Raw genomic sequence first — 16,755 nt, forward strand, 5'->3', positions numbered from 1 at the left:
CAGGAGACCCAACCGATGCTGACCCATCCCACCCATGAGCGCCTGATCGCGCTTGGCCTGACCGGCATGGCCAAAGCCTTCGAGGAGCAGCGACGATTGCCCGATCTCGACGCTCTGTCCTTTGAGGAGCGCATCGGGCTGTTGGTCGACCGCGAAGCGGCCGAGCGCGACACCAAGCGTCTCACCGCGCGGCTCAAGTTCGCGGCGCTGCGCCAGAACGCCTGCGTCGAGGACGTCGATTGGCGAACCCCGCGCGGCATCGATCGCGCGGTCTTTGCCCGGCTGGTTGTTGGCGACTGGATCGACCGGCATGAGAATGTGCTGATTACAGGGGCGGCCGGCCTCGGCAAGAGCTGGATCGCCTGCGCGCTCGGCCACAAGGCCTGCCGGGATAACCGCTCGGTGCTCTACCACCGCGTGCCGCGCCTGTTCGAGGCATTGGCGCTCGCGCGCGGCGACGGGCGCTATGGCCGCCTGCTCAAGGCCCTCGGTCGCGTACAGGTGCTGATCCTCGATGATTGGGGCTTGTCAGTGCTCACCGGGTCCGAGCGGCGCGATCTCCTGGAAATCCTCGACGATCGTCACGGCCGCTCATCGACCATCGTCACGAGCCAGGTTCCCGTGGACGCATGGCATGACCTGATTGGGGATCCCACTCTTGGAGACGCAATCTTGGATCGTCTTGTTCACAATGCCCACCGCCTTCAACTCGCCGGAGAAAGCATGAGAAAGCAGAACGCCAGAGCCCGCCCTCTTGACGGCGACCAAATCTCCTGACTCCATCACCCCATCGGTCGACGCGACCGCTCATGATCGCGTGAAATGCCTGCTCACGATCCCACGAAATGAGCGCTCACGATCCGCGAGATGCGCACGCTGGAGGGGGAATTCCGCTTTCGCCGCATCGATGAACGTGAACCTCATCGACTTCCCTCCTTGACGAAAAAAGCGGTGGCCTTCTTGAGGATGTCGCGCTCTTGGCGCAGCACCTCGTTCTCGCGGCGGAGGCGCTTGAGCTCGTCCACGATGTCCTCATTGGGCGGCGTGGCCGACGAAGGCCGCATATCCTGGTGCTCCGCCATCCAGCGCGCGAGCGTCGAACGGTTCACCCCAAGATCGTCGGCGATCGCGCGCTGGGAGCGCCCACTCGTCAAAACGAGGCGGACGGCCTCATCCTGAAACTCTCTCGTAAAACGGGTCTTCGGCATGGAGATCCTCCTGCTTCATCAGAAGCTCTCCATTTTTTCGATACTGCTGGCGAACTCGCTTCAGGGCTGCCGAGGCAGCTGCCAAGCTTCCGGAGTGGACAGCCGGCGCTCTGTATCCGAGCGCTGCAGGTCAGCCCTCCAGCTGCGAATGAAGCGGCAACATCGAATTCGCCAGCGGTATGTTTTTCGAAGCAAGTCCAAGAAGCGCTCCCGCAGCCATTCGTCCAAGCCATCGAACGCCGTCCGGCGCACGGGCTTGCGGAACGCCACAGGTCCGCCCTGGCGCAGATACCGCCGCACCGTGTTGCGCGCGCACCCGAATTCCCTAGCCAGCCGCTTGGCTCCCCAGCCAAGCCCATGCAGCCGCAGCATCGCGGCCACCTCCTCAGCCTGAAGCATATCGTCTCCCCGCATCGTCCGCGACAATGCAGGATCCACTGAAACCCCAGTCGACATCTATTCCTCCTCTGCCAAGGAGGGGGCAGCTCTTCATTTCGTCAGGGGGCGCATTGCCTCACGTTGAATGTTACCGGTAGCTTCGCCGTCCCGGACGGGATGCGTCATCTTTTGTCATCCTGGTTCGGGGATGGTGGATGGCAAGGCATCTCAGCATGGCAACACGCTCGGAATTGGTCGAAGCGATCATCGAGCGCTACCGATCAAGCGGCCGGGCGGACAAGCAGCACATCCTGGATGAGTTCGTTGCGGTCACCGGCTATCACCGCAAGCATGCAATCCGGGTCCTCTGTCGACCTGAGAAGAAGCCACCCGCCACCAGGCAATACGCCACCCGGTATGATGCCAGGGTGCGCGAGGCCCTGGTTGTGTTGTGGGAGGCGTCCGACCGTCTCTGCTCGAAGCGCCTGAAGCCGATGATCCCCATTCTGTTGCCGGCCCTGGAGCGACATGGCCGGCTCGATGTAGATGACGAGCTGCAGGGCAAGTTACTGACGGTCAGCACGGCCACGATGGACCGGCTGCTGTCGCAGGTGCGCATCGTCGCTCGTGGCGGTCAGCGCCGTCGCGCCGGCATGAGTTCGGCGGTGCGCCGTTCGGTGCCGGTGCGCACCTTCGGCGATTGGAATGATCCTGTGCCCGGGTATGTCGAGGTCGACTTCGTGGCCCATTCCGGCACCTCGTCGTCCGGCAGCTTCGTCCAGACGATGGTTCTGACCGATATCGCCACGGGCTGGACCGAGTGCGTGCCGGTGCGCACGCGCGACGGCAGTCTTGTGATTGGGGCGATCCAGCAGGCCCGGTCGCTGTTTCCCTTCCCACTGCTCGGCGTAGACTTCGACAATGACAGCGCCTTCATGAATGAACTGGTGGTCTGCTGGTGCCGAGGCCAGGGGCTGGAGGTGACGCGGTCGCGTGCCTATCGCAAGAACGACCAAGCCTGGGTGGAGCAGAAGAACGGCGCCATCGTGCGCAGTCTGGTGGGCTATGGCAGGTTCGTCGGGGCAGAGGCGACGGCCTCACTGGCCCGCCTTTACGCTGTGGTGCGTCTGCACGGCAATCTGTACCAGCCCTCGTTCAAGCTGCGGGAGAAGACCCGGATCGGGGCCCGCGTGATCAAGCGCTATCATGCGCCAGTTCCGCCTGCCGCCCGTGTGTTGGCTCATCCCAGCGTGAGCGAGACAGACAAAGAGCGGCTACGGGATCTGATAGAAGCATCGGATCCGGTCATGCTGTTTACCGGGATCCGCGTGGCCCAGGAAGAGCTTGGAAAACGGGTTGATCATCGCGGCCTGAACATCAAGCCCGAGGAACCTGTGGCCATTGATCTTCAGCGCTTCGCTGCGAGCCTGAAGACGGCCTGGCAGGCCGGCGAGACCCGACCGACGCATCGACGGCCGTATCGGCGGACCAAGCCGTATCCGAAGCGGCCGAGCATGTTTGAGCCGCATGAGGCCCAGATCAAGGCATGGCTTGAGGCCGAGCCGGCGATCCCGGCGGCGACAGTGCTCCAGCGTCTCATGGATGCCGATCCGTCGCGCTTCCGGACGAAAAGCCTGAGGATGGTGCAAAAGGTTGTGAAGGCTTGGCGGGTTGACGTGATGGGACGGATCATCCTCGACGGCGACTGGATCAAGCAGGTGCCCGCTTCTCCTCCTGCCGCGGGAGGAGAGATCGTCCGCTCCATCACGACGCCCGGTAACATTCTTCGGTGTGGCAACAGGAGGGGTTAGTTTCTCAGTTCGGCCGACAGAGCTCCCCAGAAGCCAGTCGTTGCCGTTTCCTCCATCGAGCGTCACGGGCCCATACGTGAAGCGTGTGGAGGTCAGGTCGATCAAATCGTTTCCGGCTCCACCATTGATCTGCCGGACATTGATCAGGCGCGGAGTGTCATGACCTAACCTATCTAGCCCATCGTATTCACCAGAGTTGGTCGGGATGATTTGATCTGCAGCGCGGGCGTGCGGATCCGCTGCGTTTCTTCCACCGCGGCGAGGTTTGGAACGTCGGAACGCGTTGGCGGAGAAGACATGGGGTGACCGGGGCGACAGCAGCCCCGTCGCTCAGGGCGAGGCCGCCCGGGGCTGGGGTGCCAGAGCGCTCGCAAGGCGGCGGAAGAGGTCGGCGTCCGGGCAACAGGAGGCAAAGGCCAGCCGGATGCGACTGGTGGTTTCCTGCACCCGCACGGCGATCTTGAGCAGGCGCAGCCGCAGCGTCACGAACTCCGCCCGGGCGAGATCGCGTGCCGCCGGGATGGCCTCCCGCACCGCCAGCATCAGCCAGTAGGCGGCCGTGTGCAGCACGAGCCGGACCTGGTTGGCCACGGCGCGCCGGCACGAGGTCCGGTCGGAGGCAAGTTGCGCCTTGTGGAACTTGATCCAGTTCTCGGCCTGGCCGCGGGCACAGTACAGGCTCTCGTAGACGACGCGTGGGCTGGTCCCGCTCAGGTTGGTGACCACAAAGCGGATGTCGAGCCCGAGGCGGGTCGCCTCGATGCGGGCAACCGCGCGACGCTCGCACGACCAGCTCTTGGCCCGGTGCGTCGTCTCGGCAAAGCCGCGAACGACCTCGCGATCCTCGATCGCCCTTTGAGTGCGCACCGCATCAGCGGTGTCCTGCACCTTGCTTGTGAGCGGCCGGCTACCGGCTCGCCCGAAGAGATAGCTGAGGCCGTTCTGCTCGCAGAAGTCCATGGCCTCGGGACGGGCCTAGTGGCTGTCGCCCTGGATCGTGATCTGCGTGGTCGGCCAGCGCGTGCGGATGCGGCGCACGAGGCGGCGTAGATGCGCTCGCACCTCGATGCCCGAGGGCGTCTTGCCGGGCCGCAGCACGACGGCGACCGGGCGGCCGGTGGCGCGGTCGTAGACATGGATGGGGAGAAAGCAGCGTTCGTCATAATGAGCGTTGAACAGCGACAACTGCTGATGGCCGTGGACGACATCGCAGGTGTCGTCGATATCCAGCACCACGCCGTCCGGCGCGGTGGCATAGCTTTCCATCCATTGATCCACCAGAGCATAGGTCAACCGGATGGCATCGCGCAGGCTCGGGGCGTTCTCCAGGCGTGAGAGGGTTGGCTGCGAGGCCAGATCCGCCCCGGTTTCCGGCAAGTGCCCGCAGGCGAGCTTGAACGCCGGATCAGCGCGCAGCGGGCCGAAGTCGTTGCAGTCCTCATAGCCGCACGCGATGGCGAAGATGCGGGCCGGATCATGTCCGCCACAGCATGCCTGACGCGGGTCGGATCGCGCCGATCGGGGATGAAGCAGGCGAGCCGCTCGGCGATCCCGATCCGGCGCTCGGCCTGGGCCAGGATCATGACGCCGCCGTCGGATGACAAGCGACCACCATCGAAAGCGGCGGTGATCTTCTTGCGGGACACGGCTGGAAACGAGAACGTCGCAGGTGTATCGTCCGGCATGGCGGGTGTGGCACAGTGCAATTGGTAGCAGGAGTTAGTCTCAGCAACTAAATCCTACGCTGCTTCAAGTGCTTAAGCTACATTCGCCAGCCCTCATCAGCCGCATAATGAATAAGAGTGACAGCTAGAGATGGTTCGCCAGCAGAGCCAGAAGAATGACGCTCACAAGAATAAGCAAAAGCAGCACGATGCGGCTCAGCCGTTCATGGCGAGCGAGACGGGCCTTGGCGACTTCGACCTTGCGGCGTTGCTCATCTCGTTCGGAAGGGGGAGGCGACACGACACTGTTACGCTTTAGAATTGGACTAAATTTCTATCATCGGTTGTTTCTAGTAGTCTCGCGCGTACGTGAGAAGATTGTCCGCTATGTGGCAACCAAGTTGAAATGTCGCTTGAAGCGCAAAGTAGAGATGTCAGTCAGGCCGGGTGAGACGGAGCCTGGGGCGGCGGTGCGCAGACCGTCCGATCGGAGCGCCGGCGGCCCAGGCGTTTGGGTTTGGGCTGGGACTGGGCAACCTGCGCCAGGCGATCCGCGCGATCTTTCATCAGGCCGGCCTTCTGGCTCGAGCGGCGGGGGCCTGCACCAAGGCCAGATGGAACGGGCCGGGCGTCCTGCTGCTCCTTGATCCACGCCAGCACCTCGCCCAGCCGCTTGTTCTCGACAATCGCCGCATGATTGACCCGCTGCAGCTTGTCGAACGCCGCATAGGCCAGCGGCAGACCCTTCCAGCGGATCTCGAGCCGCCCATCGGGAAAGTCAAAGATCTCCACCAGCTGACCCACCAGTCGCGCCGTGATATCAGTTGGATGCAACGTGAACTTCATCCGGTTGTAGTGCACGACCAACTGCCGGGAGACCCGCCGCGTCTCGCGCCAGCACAGGATATCGCCAAGATCGTTCATCCCGTTCAATGGCCGGTGCAGATCCCGATCCCGCGCCGGCGGTCGGGCGAACTTGCTGTTGTAGCTCTCGATGAAGCCGGGCAGGAACGCATTGGCCGCCTCCAGATCGCTGATGCCGGCCAGCCGCAGCTCCTTCACCAGCCGGTCCGGCAAGGTCGCATGCGCGCGCTCGACCCGGCCCTTGGCCTGACTGGAGTTGGCACAGATGATGTCGATGTTCAGCTCCGCAAGCGCCCGGCCGAACTGGGTCATGCCATCGCCGCTGGCCGCCTCCTCCTTGCTGACCCGGAAGATGGAATGCTTGTCGGAGTAGAACGCGACCGGCTTGCCGTGCGTGTCCAGATAGCGTCTGAGCACCTCAAAGTACGCAAAGGCACTTTCCGACGGCACGAAGCCGAGGGCCATCAGGCGGCTGGTGGCATCGTCCACGAACACCAGAAGCGTGCAGGGTGGGCCGCGATCCTCGAACCAGCGGTGCTCGCAGCCATCGATCTGGACCAGCTCGCCCAAATGCTCGCGACGGTGGCGCGGCTGATGAAAGCGCTTGCGCTCGGCGCGTGGCAACCAGAGCCCGGCTTGGATCATCCAGGTCCGCAGCGTCTCACGCGAGATCCGCAGAGCGTGGCGTTCCTCAAGCTTCTCAGCCGCCAGGGTTGGGCCGAAATCCGCATAATGCTGCCGTACCAAGCTGACGGCATGCTCGCGCAGGACTTCCGGCAGACGATTGTTGGAGGGGCGGCCGCGCCGGCGATCGGCGATCCCGGCTGGACCGCTGTCGCGAAAGCGGCGCACCAGGCGGTAGACCTGACGCTCACTGACCCACAGCAGTTTGGAGGCAGCCGCTAGCGCAGGGCCTCATGCATAGGAGACAGGCCTGCGACGAAGCATATCAGGTGCCCTACCGCATGCGGAACTGTCGGGTATCCGGGGTTCCTTGCCGCGTGCCACGCGATGTCTCCTTCCAGATCATCGTTATGGCTCACACGAAATTCCAGACAGTACCGCCCGTTCAGGCCCAGACGATTAGGCTCCATACGATTTCTGGCTAAAAATCGCACTCGCAGCTCTACAGGATCGGAGCCCACCACCCATTGGTTCAAGCTGAATCGCCGATCTTAGGTTCAGATCTGCTTTAATAACCGTACTTTCTGGGGTCGAACCGACATTTGTTCAATACGACTCCAAGGAGGTTAGTTTCTTCCCGAAGCGTGTGCTCACAAACATCAATCTCACTGATTGTGCTTACTTCTGCAGCCGCTACAAGAATTGCGCAATCAACGTTGGGAAGAAATGCAAGCACATCGTCGGTAGCCAGCATTGGGGGAAGATCGAATAATATCAGATCCGGCCTTAGCTGCTCTTTCATCTCCGTCATTCTGCGCCGAATACCCGGTCCGTGCAGCAATTCGGCAGCATGAGCTATATAACCGCGGTTGGCACCGATTGCAAGATTTTCGCCGAAACGCGCGAAAACGCATTCGATTGGTGCATCCCTCACTAGGAAATCCTCAATCGAGGAGAGCTGGCCCATACCGAGAACGTCAGCTACCTTAGGTTGCCTGAGGTCAAGGTCTACCAAAACGGTACGGCAGTCTAATAGACTTGCGAAACTGAAGGCTAAGTTTAGACCTACGACGGTTTTGCCGCATCCAACCGTCGGCGATGTAATGGCCACAGATGTCCATTTGTTCTCACGCATAATCCTAAGCATCTTCGTGCGCAAGATATCAAACGGGAAATGAGCAGGGTTTGTGCGGGTAATTGTGACGATTCGTTCGTCAGCCGCGCGACTTTCGTCAACCTTCATCTGACGCAGACGCATCCAGGTTAGATTTTCGTCAGGCGGGAAAGACGACGCACGGCTCTCTGCGAAAGTAACCGATGTTTCATTTTCGGAATTCAAAAGTACGTCGTGAATCTGTTCCATAATCCGGGCTCAACCTTCCTGCTTGGACCCGACATTAGCCAACGCGAGCTTATGTCGAAAGTGCACGACTATAAGGGTTATATCCATAGCCAATCCGGCGGGATGACTCAGTGCTCCTTTTGGATTTTACCCATAAGCGCAACATTTCGTGGCCCGCTACCGGTGTGCGCTTGTGCACGTTGTGGTGATGGCTGGTTCCTAAGCGGGGTTGTCTTAGTAGATTGCCGTTGGTTCGTCAGCCCAGTAAGGGGTGCTCGGTCGCCTCCTACAATAAAAGGGATCGTCGCCAAAGGCTCAATTTCGAGCTTGGCGACCAAATCTGTGGGGCGCCGGATTACATTACTCAATAGCTCCAAAAGAACTATGAGGGCTGCGCCTAGGCCAACTCCGAGCGCCAAGCCGCCTGCAGCAATCATGCGGCGGTTTTGCTCGATCGGTCGGCGAGGTGGCATAGCTTGTTCAAGAACGGAAAGTCGCTCGCCCTTCGATCGGGCTTCGATCTGCTGACCAATCAAAGCCTCCGCAAGTCTGGCTGTCGCCGCACCGTATTGAGACTGAGTATTTTGGTACTCTCGTTCAAGTGCTCGCAACTCGGTTTCTGTAACAGGCGCCTTAGTGACAGAATCATTCAACTCCTCGAGGCGCTTTTGGATTGCTTCCTTTTCCTGCAGGATAAGCGCGAGCTTCCGCGAAATTTCGGCCAGACGTAGATCCACCTCTGGTGGTCTATTCTTGCTAGCCTCTCCTTCTCCGGCCCTCGCCCTATCCGAATCAATTTCTTTCTCGAGGGAAGCGATCTGAGACATTATGGCAACGATAGCAGGGCTCGTCTCCGAATAAATGGCTCGCTTGTCGATCAGAACACGCCGGAACTGCTCAAGGGTCTGTTGCTTCAACGTCGGGCTACTTGGACCAAGCAGAGCCATCTGCGCAGTTCTGAGGTCTTCATCGCGCAGAGCGGCCGCCTCACGCGCGATTTGCGAAAGCCTCTCCTGAAGGCTGGTTTGCTGGCTTTGACGGAACGCCGCATTTTCAGGCAAGGTGTTCTCGTGGCTTTTCTTGAAATCGACGATCTTGCTTTCAATTTCTTGAAGCCTATCGGCGTGGCGCTGCACCTCCTGCTGAAAAAAATGCAGAGTATCGCCCGCCTGATCCGTGCGAAGGCTCACATTTTTCCGAATAATCATTTCAACAAGCTGATTGACCAAATTGGCAGCTAGCGCAGGGTCGGGCGAGCTAAAGGATATCGACAGGCCAAATGTCCCTTTGCTTGAATTGTCGAGATGAACCGGATCGACGCTGATGTTTGACCGCATATCTTGCGCGATTTCGTCGGAAGAAAGTTCGGGATTGTCGTGATAAAGGCCTAGCCGGTTGGCAAGCGTGTATAAGTTATCTCTCGACATCACCTGCATTTTTATGCGCAAAAGCTGTTTGACGATCTCCTCAGGGATCGTTGAGCGAGCCAGTTCGTTCGGAATCTGTGGGGACTCAACGAGTATTGTGGCGTCCGCTCGGTAAACCGGGGCCAGAAAGTAGGCAACAGCAATGCCAATCGCCGTTGTAAACGCGACGATGATAGCGAAGTAGGGAAGACGTCGACGAAAGATCGAGATGTAGAATCGTAGGTCGGCGATGTTCATCCAATTCCTGCCGGTGATTTAAGTGTCCACCCAATAGAGGAGCTTGGCATCATCTGTCCTCGGTTTGCGAGTGTCAGTTATGGTAAAGGCCACATCGTGAACGACGCAAACGTCGATAATTCAAGACCAGTTAGTCAAGCTAGTAAAAGCATGTGGAGCTTACGACAGTAGGGCGAGATATGTCTAGAGATCGTGGGAAGTCCGATATGGAAGCCAAATGATTAGCTACAAAGAGCGATAGAAGAGAAAAAAAGTATTAACTCGCGATAGCATGGTCGAGAGGCGATGAACCGCAGTTGCCAAAGCCTTTAGCTAAAGAGATCATGTGGCACTGTAATGGCTACCGATAGGATCGAACCGGTGCAAATGATGAATGTCCGGGCAGCAGCGCTAAGATCATTGAGCAACATTTGGGCGGCAGCTTTCATTATTGCACTCAGTGCTATGCTCCCTCGTCAAGCCCTCGCGGAGCGGCTTGCGCTTGTCCCTCAAATGAAGCTAAGAGTAAATATCGTACAATGGGTTCCTTCCAAGGGCGAGTATCAACACTGGGACTCGGTTAGTGGCGAGTTCGTCGTATCAACAGATGGAACTGTTACGCTTCCACTCCTTGGAACATTTGCCGTCACGGAGTTCGACACTCGAGAGCTTGCTAGTGAAATCGTAGAGCGCTTTAAGACTAAAGCTGGATTACTTGACGCTCCTGATGCTACAGTCGACGTTGTTGAGTACCCATCGATTTTCCTAGTCGGCAGCGTCGCCGCACCAGGTGCGAAGCCTTTTCGACCTGGGCTAACAGTGCTTCAGGCTCTGTCGTTGGGAGGAGGGGTATTTCGGCCAGACAGTAACTCGGGCCTGACGGGACAACTCGCGACAGTTGGTGAATTGGAAGACGTGCGCAGCCAGATTCTGCGCCATACCGCCCGCTTGTCCAGACTGCGGGCCGAGATGGCAGGCGACAAAGAGATCAGCTTCCCGCCTGAAATGAAGGTAGGCTCCGACGAAGCGGTCCTTGTCGAAATTGTTGCGCAAGAGAAGATTATCTTCAGAGCCCGCCGAAACGCACTTGAACGCCAGTTGCAGAACTTGGCCGAGCTACAGGGCTTGCTCAGCTCTGAAATTGACATTCTCGGCCAGAAAACACAAGCACTTGAGGGTAGTATCAAGCTTTCGGAGAACGAATTGTCTGACGTCAAGTCACTTGTCGACCGCGGAATTGCAACAGTCTCCCGACGGTCGGAGCTAGAGCGGGCAGTTGCCGCATTAAGATCCGATCGATTGGATCAAATTACTGCAATAATGAGAGGACGCCAGAGCATCAGCGAGGCGATGCGGAGCGAAGTGGGGCTTCGCGATAAGTTCCAAACAGACGTATCGACCGAGTTACAGGACGTTCAGGCGAGCCTCGAGCGGCTAAGGATTAAAGAGGAAGTTCTCAAGAAGACACTCGTGCTGACGCCTGCTACCAGTAGCAATGGTGGGATGGCGTTGAGCAGTGCGGACCCGGAGTTGTCTTTCGCAGTCGTCAGAAAGACAAAGGATAGAGTTGAGGAGTTCGCGGCATCGGAGAGAACCGTGCTTGCTCCAAATGATGTAGTAAAGGTAACGTTAGGCGAGCGGAGTAAGAGGTCGGCCGGTGCATCTGTCGCGGTGTCCGGTGTAAGTCGTTGATTCGACTTCTAGGGTTGTCCTGGTGAGGCAGTGCGCCCATAGTACATGCGGGGAAAACCAGGGTTCCAAGGGATTTTCTTTTTACGCGGCCCGTCGTGGGCGCTTTTGAGCAGATGAGATTCTGGCAGACATTGTTTAAGTTGCTCAATGCACCTTGAACAATGGTAGCTTTAGAGTTCATCTCGGCGTTATGTGAGCCCCTGCCCATAAGGCTTCTACCTTCGCTCGCCTTTGCTCTTCCAATAGAATGCATCGAAATTATGGAATCGTTGTTTGTCACTATGCACCCAAATTTAAGATTTGGCCGGAGCAAAGCTGAAATCCTGAAATCTGTAGCGATGATGGGTGGCGCGTCCGTTGTGAACATTGCCTTTGGGATGATCCGGAGCAAGGCAATTGCTTTGCTACTCGGGCCGGGTGGTGTAGGTCTATTCAGCCTGTATAATTCTATCACGGAAATCACCAAGGCTCTGACGAACCTAGGCATTCCAAACAGTGGGGTTAGGCAGATCGCCGAAGCCGCCGGCTCCGGCGACACCAACAGGATCGCCAAGACCGCAACAGTCCTAAGGCGTATGTCGATACTATTCGCCCTTGCCGGTGCCATCGTCCTGGCCGGATTGGCTGGACCGGTTTCGGAGTTTACCTTTCGTGGCGACCGCAGCCAATCGGCTGGGGTGGCACTTCTCGCCATCGCGGTATTCTTCCTCTCCGTGTCAGCAGGACAAGCTGCCCTCATCCAAGGGATGCGTCGAATAGCGGATCTCGCCCGGATGAACATGTTGTCCGCACTATCAAGCACAACTGTTAGTATTATTTTTATCTACACGTTCCGTGAAGAAGGAATTGTGCCCTCGTTAGTGGCCGTAGCCATCGTTTCTGCATTTGTATCCTGGTGGTACAGTCGAAAGCTTCAAGTGCAGTCTGTCCGTATGAAGATCTCTGACACTCTATCAGAGGCAGCAAAGCTATTGAAGCTTGGCATCGCTTTCGCAGCAAATTCGATTCTTACACTTGGCGCCGCTTATGCAATTCGACTTATTCTGATTCAGAGCCACGGCGTCGAAACGGCTGGCCTATATCAAGCGGCCTACACGCTGGGCGGGCTCTATACCGGCTTTATTCTTCAAACTATGAGCACGGATTTTTATCCAAGACTCACAAGCGTGTCTCAGGACGATGGTGAGTGTAATCGTCTTGTGAACGAGCAAACTCATATCAGTATTTTGCTTGCGGGACCAGGGATTGTCGCCACGCTGACTTTTGCGTCGTTGGTGATGACAACGTTCTACTCGGCTGAATTCACGCCTGGGGTCAATCTAATCCGCTGGATCTGCCTTGGCATGATGCTTAGGGTCATCGCCTGGCCAATGGGCTTCATCGTGCTAGCCAAGGGTGCGCAATGGGTGATTCTTTGGATAGAGATTTGGGCAGCGATCGTACACGTCGGACTTGCGAGTATTCTCGTCGCAAAGTTCGGCTTTGAGGGTGCCGGCGCGGCATTCTTCGCCCTATATGTCTCGCATAGCTTCGTTGTCTACTTGGTCGTTCGCCGCTTGAGCGGCTTCCGGTGGTCTAGGGAGAACGTGTGGTTGGGAGCATTGTTTCTTCTCAGTGCAGCAATAACATTCTGCGGCTTCCTCCTTCTCTCATTCTGGCCTGCAACGGCTCTCGGACTTGTGGTACTGCTTTTCAGCAGCTTGTATTCCTTGTGGACGCTTATCAGCCTCTGCTCGACGGATATGTTGCCTTCAGCCCTGAGGCCTTGGCTTGCACGCTTCGCCCGAGACCCTGAGAAATTATGATCGTCGAATAGCCTTTTACAACAGGTGTTACGATGTCTCTGTGCAAAGTATCAAATGATGTAGCTGAGGCGACCATAGTTAAGGCCCACACTTGCCACGTCACTATCCGCTCAGGACTAGTGGCCACATTCGTCCTCGGCATGGCGACTCTTTTACCCGCAAGCGCGTGTTGTATGCAGATCGAGGAAGATCTCAGGCTCAGTGACACCAGTGATAGACCTGAAGGATCGGGATTTCCCACAGCAGCTAACACGGGCGTTCCGTCCGGTACCACTCTGACGCCCTCTGGCGACATCATGGTCACCAAGGCAGGGACCGTGCTCAGTGGTCTCGACATCAAGGGTATGGTGGTCATCCGCGCCGACAACGTGACCATCCAGAACAGCAAGATCAGTTCTGACGGATATTCTGGCGTCAAAGTCGAGCGGGGATTCAAGGGTGCATCGGTGATCAACTCCGACATTGATGGCATGGGCTCAACCGCCGGCTCGTATGGCATCATGGGCAACGGCACGTTCGTCGGCAACGACATCCGGGGCTTTGAGAACGGAATCAACCTGACCGGTGGCTCCTCGACAGTGCGCGGCAACTATATCCATGGCCTACAGGCTCCCGGCTCGCCGCATTACGACGGTATCCAGAGCATGGGTGGACAGTCAGACACGCTAATCGAGGGCAACACGATTCGCGCGCGTGGCACTTCGGCGATCTTTATCGACAACATGTTCGGCCCAGTCAACGGCGTGACAGTCCGCAACAACTATCTCGGGGACGACGGTCAGTTCTTGGGCTACACGATGTATGTCCTCGGGGACCGCGGTGGCCACTATCCGGTGATGAATGTCATTATCCGAGACAACTATATCATAAAGGGCAAGTACGGTTTCTACTCCATTCGTCCCGACTACTACGGTCATCTGCCTACCATCGTCGGCAATACCGAAGTTCTTTATAAAGTGCCGCCCGAACGGATACCAGGCGGCGCTATGGTGCCTGCGGCAGATTTGATGCCCCAATAGTCGGAATATCCGGGTCTGACATGTACAATTCCTAGCCGTTCTTATGCATCGGAAGAGTGATGAGGGCTGGCGGATGTAGCTTAAGCACTTGAAGCAGCGTAGGATTTGGTTGCTGAAGCCGATCCTGCTCTCCGTTCGAGGCTGCCACACCCGCCATGCCGGACGATACAACCGCAACGTTCCCGTTTCCAGCCGTGGGCCGCAAGAAGATCACCGCCGCTTTCGATGGCGGGCGCTTGTCGTCCGACGGCGGTGTCATGCTCCTGGCCCAAGCCGAGCGCCGGCTGGGGATTGCCGCGCGGCTGGCGCGCATCATCCCGGATCGGCGCGACCCGACCCGCGTGACGCACGCGATCACAGATATGATCCGCGCCCGCATCTTCGCCATCGCGTGCGGCTATGAGGATTGCAACGACTTCGGCCCGCTGCGCGCTGATCCGGCGTTCAAGCTCGCCTGCGGGCACTTGCCGGAAACCGGGGCGGATCTGGCCTCGCAGCCAACCCTCTCACGCCTGGAGAACGCCCCGAGCCTGCGCGATGCCATCCGGTTGACCTATGCTCTGGTGGATCAATGGATGGAAAGCTATGCCACCGCGCCGGACGGCGTGGTGCTGGATATCGACGACACCTGCGATGTCGTCCACGGCCATCAGCAGTTGTCGCTGTTCAACGCTCATTATGACGAACGCTGCTTTCTCCCCATCCATGTCTACGACCGCGCCACCGGCCGCCCGGTCGCCGTCGTGCTGCGGCCCGGCAAGACGCCCTCGGGCATCGAGGTGCGAGCGCATCTACGCCGCCTCGTGCGCCGCATCCGCACGCGCTGGCCGACCACGCAGATCACGATCCAGGGCGACAGCCACTAGGCCCGTCCCGAGGCCATGGACTTCTGCGAGCAGAACGGCCTCAGCTATCTCTTCGGGCGAGCCGGTAGCCGGCCGCTCACAAGCAAGGTGCAGGACACCGCTGATGCGGTGCGCACTCAAAGGGCGATCGAGGATCGCGAGGTCGTTCGCGGCTTTGCCGAGACGACGCACCGGGCCAAGAGCTGGTCGTGCGAGCGTCGCGCGGTTGCCCGCATCGAGGCGACCCGCCTCGGGCTCGACATCCGCTTTGTGGTCACCAACCTGAGCGGGACCAGCCCACGCGTCGTCTACGAGAGCCTGTACTGTGCCCGCGGCCAGGCCGAGAACTGGATCAAGTTCCACAAGGCGCAACTTGCCTCCGACCGGACCTCGTGCCGGCGCGCCGTGGCCAACCAGGTCCGGCTCGTGCTGCACACGGCCGCCTACTGGCTGATGCTGGCGGTGCGGGAGGCCATCCCGGCGGCACGCGATCTCGCCCGGGCGGAGTTCGCGACGCTGCGCCTTCGCCTGCTCAAGATCGCCGTGCGGGTGCAGGAAACGGCGAGCCGCATCCGCTTGGCCTACGCGTCCTGCTGTCCCGAAGCCGACCTCTTCCGCGCCATAGCGGCGACTCTCCTGCCCAGCCCGAGAGCAGCCTCGCCCTGAGAGACGGGGCCGCCATCGCCCCGATCATCCCACCCGATCCTGCAAACGCGTTCCCAACGTTCCAGACCTCGCCGCGGTGGAAGAAACGCAGCGGATCCGCACGCCGGGGCTGCAGATCACGTCATCCCGACAAACTCTGGTGAATACGATGGGCTAGAGCATCGGACGGTTAAACGGACGCATATCCGGCAGCCTTAAGGTAGTTCCAGCACTCTTGTGGTTCGAACAGGTTGCAGATCTCACCGAGCGCTCGCCAGAGCGCGTCGAACGTTCGGGCCTCGGCCTTGCGCAAGTGCGCTTTGATCTTGGCAAAGGCCTGTTCAATTGGATTAAGATCAGGCGAATAAGCAGGTAAAAACAGGAACCAGGCTCCGCGTTGCTTCAGACACTGAGCGGCCTTCTCGCTCTTGTGGACAGCCAGGTTGTCGAGAATCACCACATCGCCTTTGCGCAGCGTCGGCGCGAGCTGCGTCTCAATGTAAGCCTCGAACGCCAACCGGGTGATCGGGCCATCGATGATCCACGGCGCGCACAACTCGTTGCACCGTAGCCCAGCCAGAAAGGTATGGGTTTTCCAGTGTCCAAAGGGAGCTTTCATGCGTAGGCGCTGGCCCCTGCGGCTCCGCCCGCGCAGGCGCGTCATCTTGGTGTTGACATACGTCTCGTCCAGGAACACCAGCCGGTGCGTCTCCTGGCGCATGCGCGGCTGGCGCTGGGCATGCCAGACCCGGCGCTCATCCCGCACATCGGCGCGTGCGCACTCCGCCGCCATCAGGCATTTTTTTATATGAGAAGCCGTGCCGGCACAGGAAGCGCGAGAGCATCGCGGGAGCCGCAACGATCCCATGCTCAGTCAGCAGCCTTGCGGCCAGCTCGGGCATGGTGATGGCCGGCTCGGCCTCGACCGTCTGGATCAAGAAGCTCTCATAGGGCACCAGCTTGCCGCGTCCGGGCGGACGGCCTTGCCGGGCCGGTGCCGGCGAGCCGAACCGCCGCTTCCGGTGCACCAGCTTGATGGCGAAACTCTCGCTGACGTCAAAGTGCTGGGCTGCCGCCCGGCAGGAATGACCTGCATCGACAAAGTCGGCGACGCGCACCCGCAGATCCAGGGAATAGCAATGACCCATAATCCACCTCCCAGTCCAGGCAGTGAATCACAGCTCTAGATGCCGTAATGGGCCTGGCGCTCTCGAG

General features: G+C 59.1%; 7 protein-coding genes and 6 pseudogenes. 6 read left to right on the forward strand and 7 right to left on the reverse strand.

Annotated features, from left to right (window positions below; genetic code table 11):
• Positions 1-15: 15 nt before the first annotated feature.
• Positions 16-777 (forward strand): IS21-like element helper ATPase IstB, encoded by a 762-nt coding sequence (gene istB / locus BB934_RS28690; protein ID WP_099509450.1) that lies wholly within the window; start codon positions 16-18, stop codon positions 775-777.
• Positions 778-873: 96 nt separating this feature from the next.
• Here istB and BB934_RS28695 read toward each other — a convergent pair.
• Positions 874-1,208 (reverse strand): annotated as a pseudogene (locus BB934_RS28695) (transposase); the annotation flags it as partial.
• 201 nt (positions 1,209-1,409) lie between these two features.
• Positions 1,410-1,607, reverse strand: a pseudogene (locus BB934_RS28700) (helix-turn-helix domain-containing protein); the annotation flags it as partial.
• 194 nt (positions 1,608-1,801) lie between these two features.
• Between BB934_RS28700 and BB934_RS28705 the strand changes: the two are divergent.
• Positions 1,802-3,397: an integrase catalytic domain-containing protein gene (locus BB934_RS28705; RefSeq protein ID WP_099513382.1), complete on the forward strand. Its 1,596-nt coding sequence runs from the start codon at positions 1,802-1,804 to the stop codon at positions 3,395-3,397.
• Positions 3,398-3,727: 330 nt separating this feature from the next.
• Here the strand turns inward: BB934_RS28705 and BB934_RS28710 are convergent.
• From BB934_RS28710 to BB934_RS28725, 4 genes and pseudogenes are all read right to left on the reverse strand, one after another.
• A pseudogene (locus BB934_RS28710) lies at positions 3,728-5,082 on the reverse strand (IS1380 family transposase).
• A 594-nt stretch (positions 5,083-5,676) separates the two neighbouring features.
• Positions 5,677-6,831, reverse strand: a pseudogene (locus BB934_RS28715) (ISNCY family transposase); the annotation flags it as partial.
• A gap of 286 nt (positions 6,832-7,117) precedes the next feature.
• On the reverse strand, positions 7,118-7,912 hold the full coding sequence (locus BB934_RS28720) for a CpsD/CapB family tyrosine-protein kinase (RefSeq protein ID WP_099513383.1): 795 nt from the start codon (positions 7,910-7,912) through the stop codon (positions 7,118-7,120).
• 107 nt (positions 7,913-8,019) lie between these two features.
• Positions 8,020-9,555: a GumC family protein gene (locus BB934_RS28725; protein ID WP_099513384.1), complete on the reverse strand. Its 1,536-nt coding sequence runs from the start codon at positions 9,553-9,555 to the stop codon at positions 8,020-8,022.
• A gap of 336 nt (positions 9,556-9,891) precedes the next feature.
• On the opposite strand from BB934_RS28725, the gene BB934_RS28730 reads away from it, so the two are divergent.
• The 4 genes and pseudogenes from BB934_RS28730 to BB934_RS28745 all read left to right on the forward strand — a co-directional run bounded on the left by BB934_RS28730 (position 9,892) and on the right by BB934_RS28745 (position 15,561).
• Positions 9,892-11,226: a polysaccharide biosynthesis/export family protein gene (locus BB934_RS28730; protein WP_099513385.1), complete on the forward strand. Its 1,335-nt coding sequence runs from the start codon at positions 9,892-9,894 to the stop codon at positions 11,224-11,226.
• 260 nt (positions 11,227-11,486) lie between these two features.
• Positions 11,487-13,031 carry an O-antigen translocase gene (locus tag BB934_RS28735; protein ID WP_237050465.1) on the forward strand — a complete coding sequence of 515 codons (1,545 nt, stop codon included), beginning with the start codon at positions 11,487-11,489 and terminating at the stop codon, positions 13,029-13,031.
• 173 nt (positions 13,032-13,204) lie between these two features.
• The gene (locus BB934_RS28740) at positions 13,205-14,050 is read left to right on the forward strand and encodes a right-handed parallel beta-helix repeat-containing protein (RefSeq protein ID WP_157934378.1); all 846 of its coding nucleotides are present in this window, start codon (positions 13,205-13,207) and stop codon (positions 14,048-14,050) included.
• A 155-nt stretch (positions 14,051-14,205) separates the two neighbouring features.
• A pseudogene (locus BB934_RS28745) lies at positions 14,206-15,561 on the forward strand (IS1380 family transposase).
• A 169-nt stretch (positions 15,562-15,730) separates the two neighbouring features.
• On the opposite strand, the pseudogene BB934_RS28750 reads toward BB934_RS28745, so the two are convergent.
• Positions 15,731-16,688: pseudogene (locus BB934_RS28750) on the reverse strand (IS630 family transposase).
• Positions 16,689-16,755: the final 67 nt, after the last annotated feature.

This window comes from Microvirga ossetica (assembly GCF_002741015.1).
Lineage (GTDB): Bacteria > Pseudomonadota > Alphaproteobacteria > Rhizobiales > Beijerinckiaceae > Microvirga > Microvirga ossetica.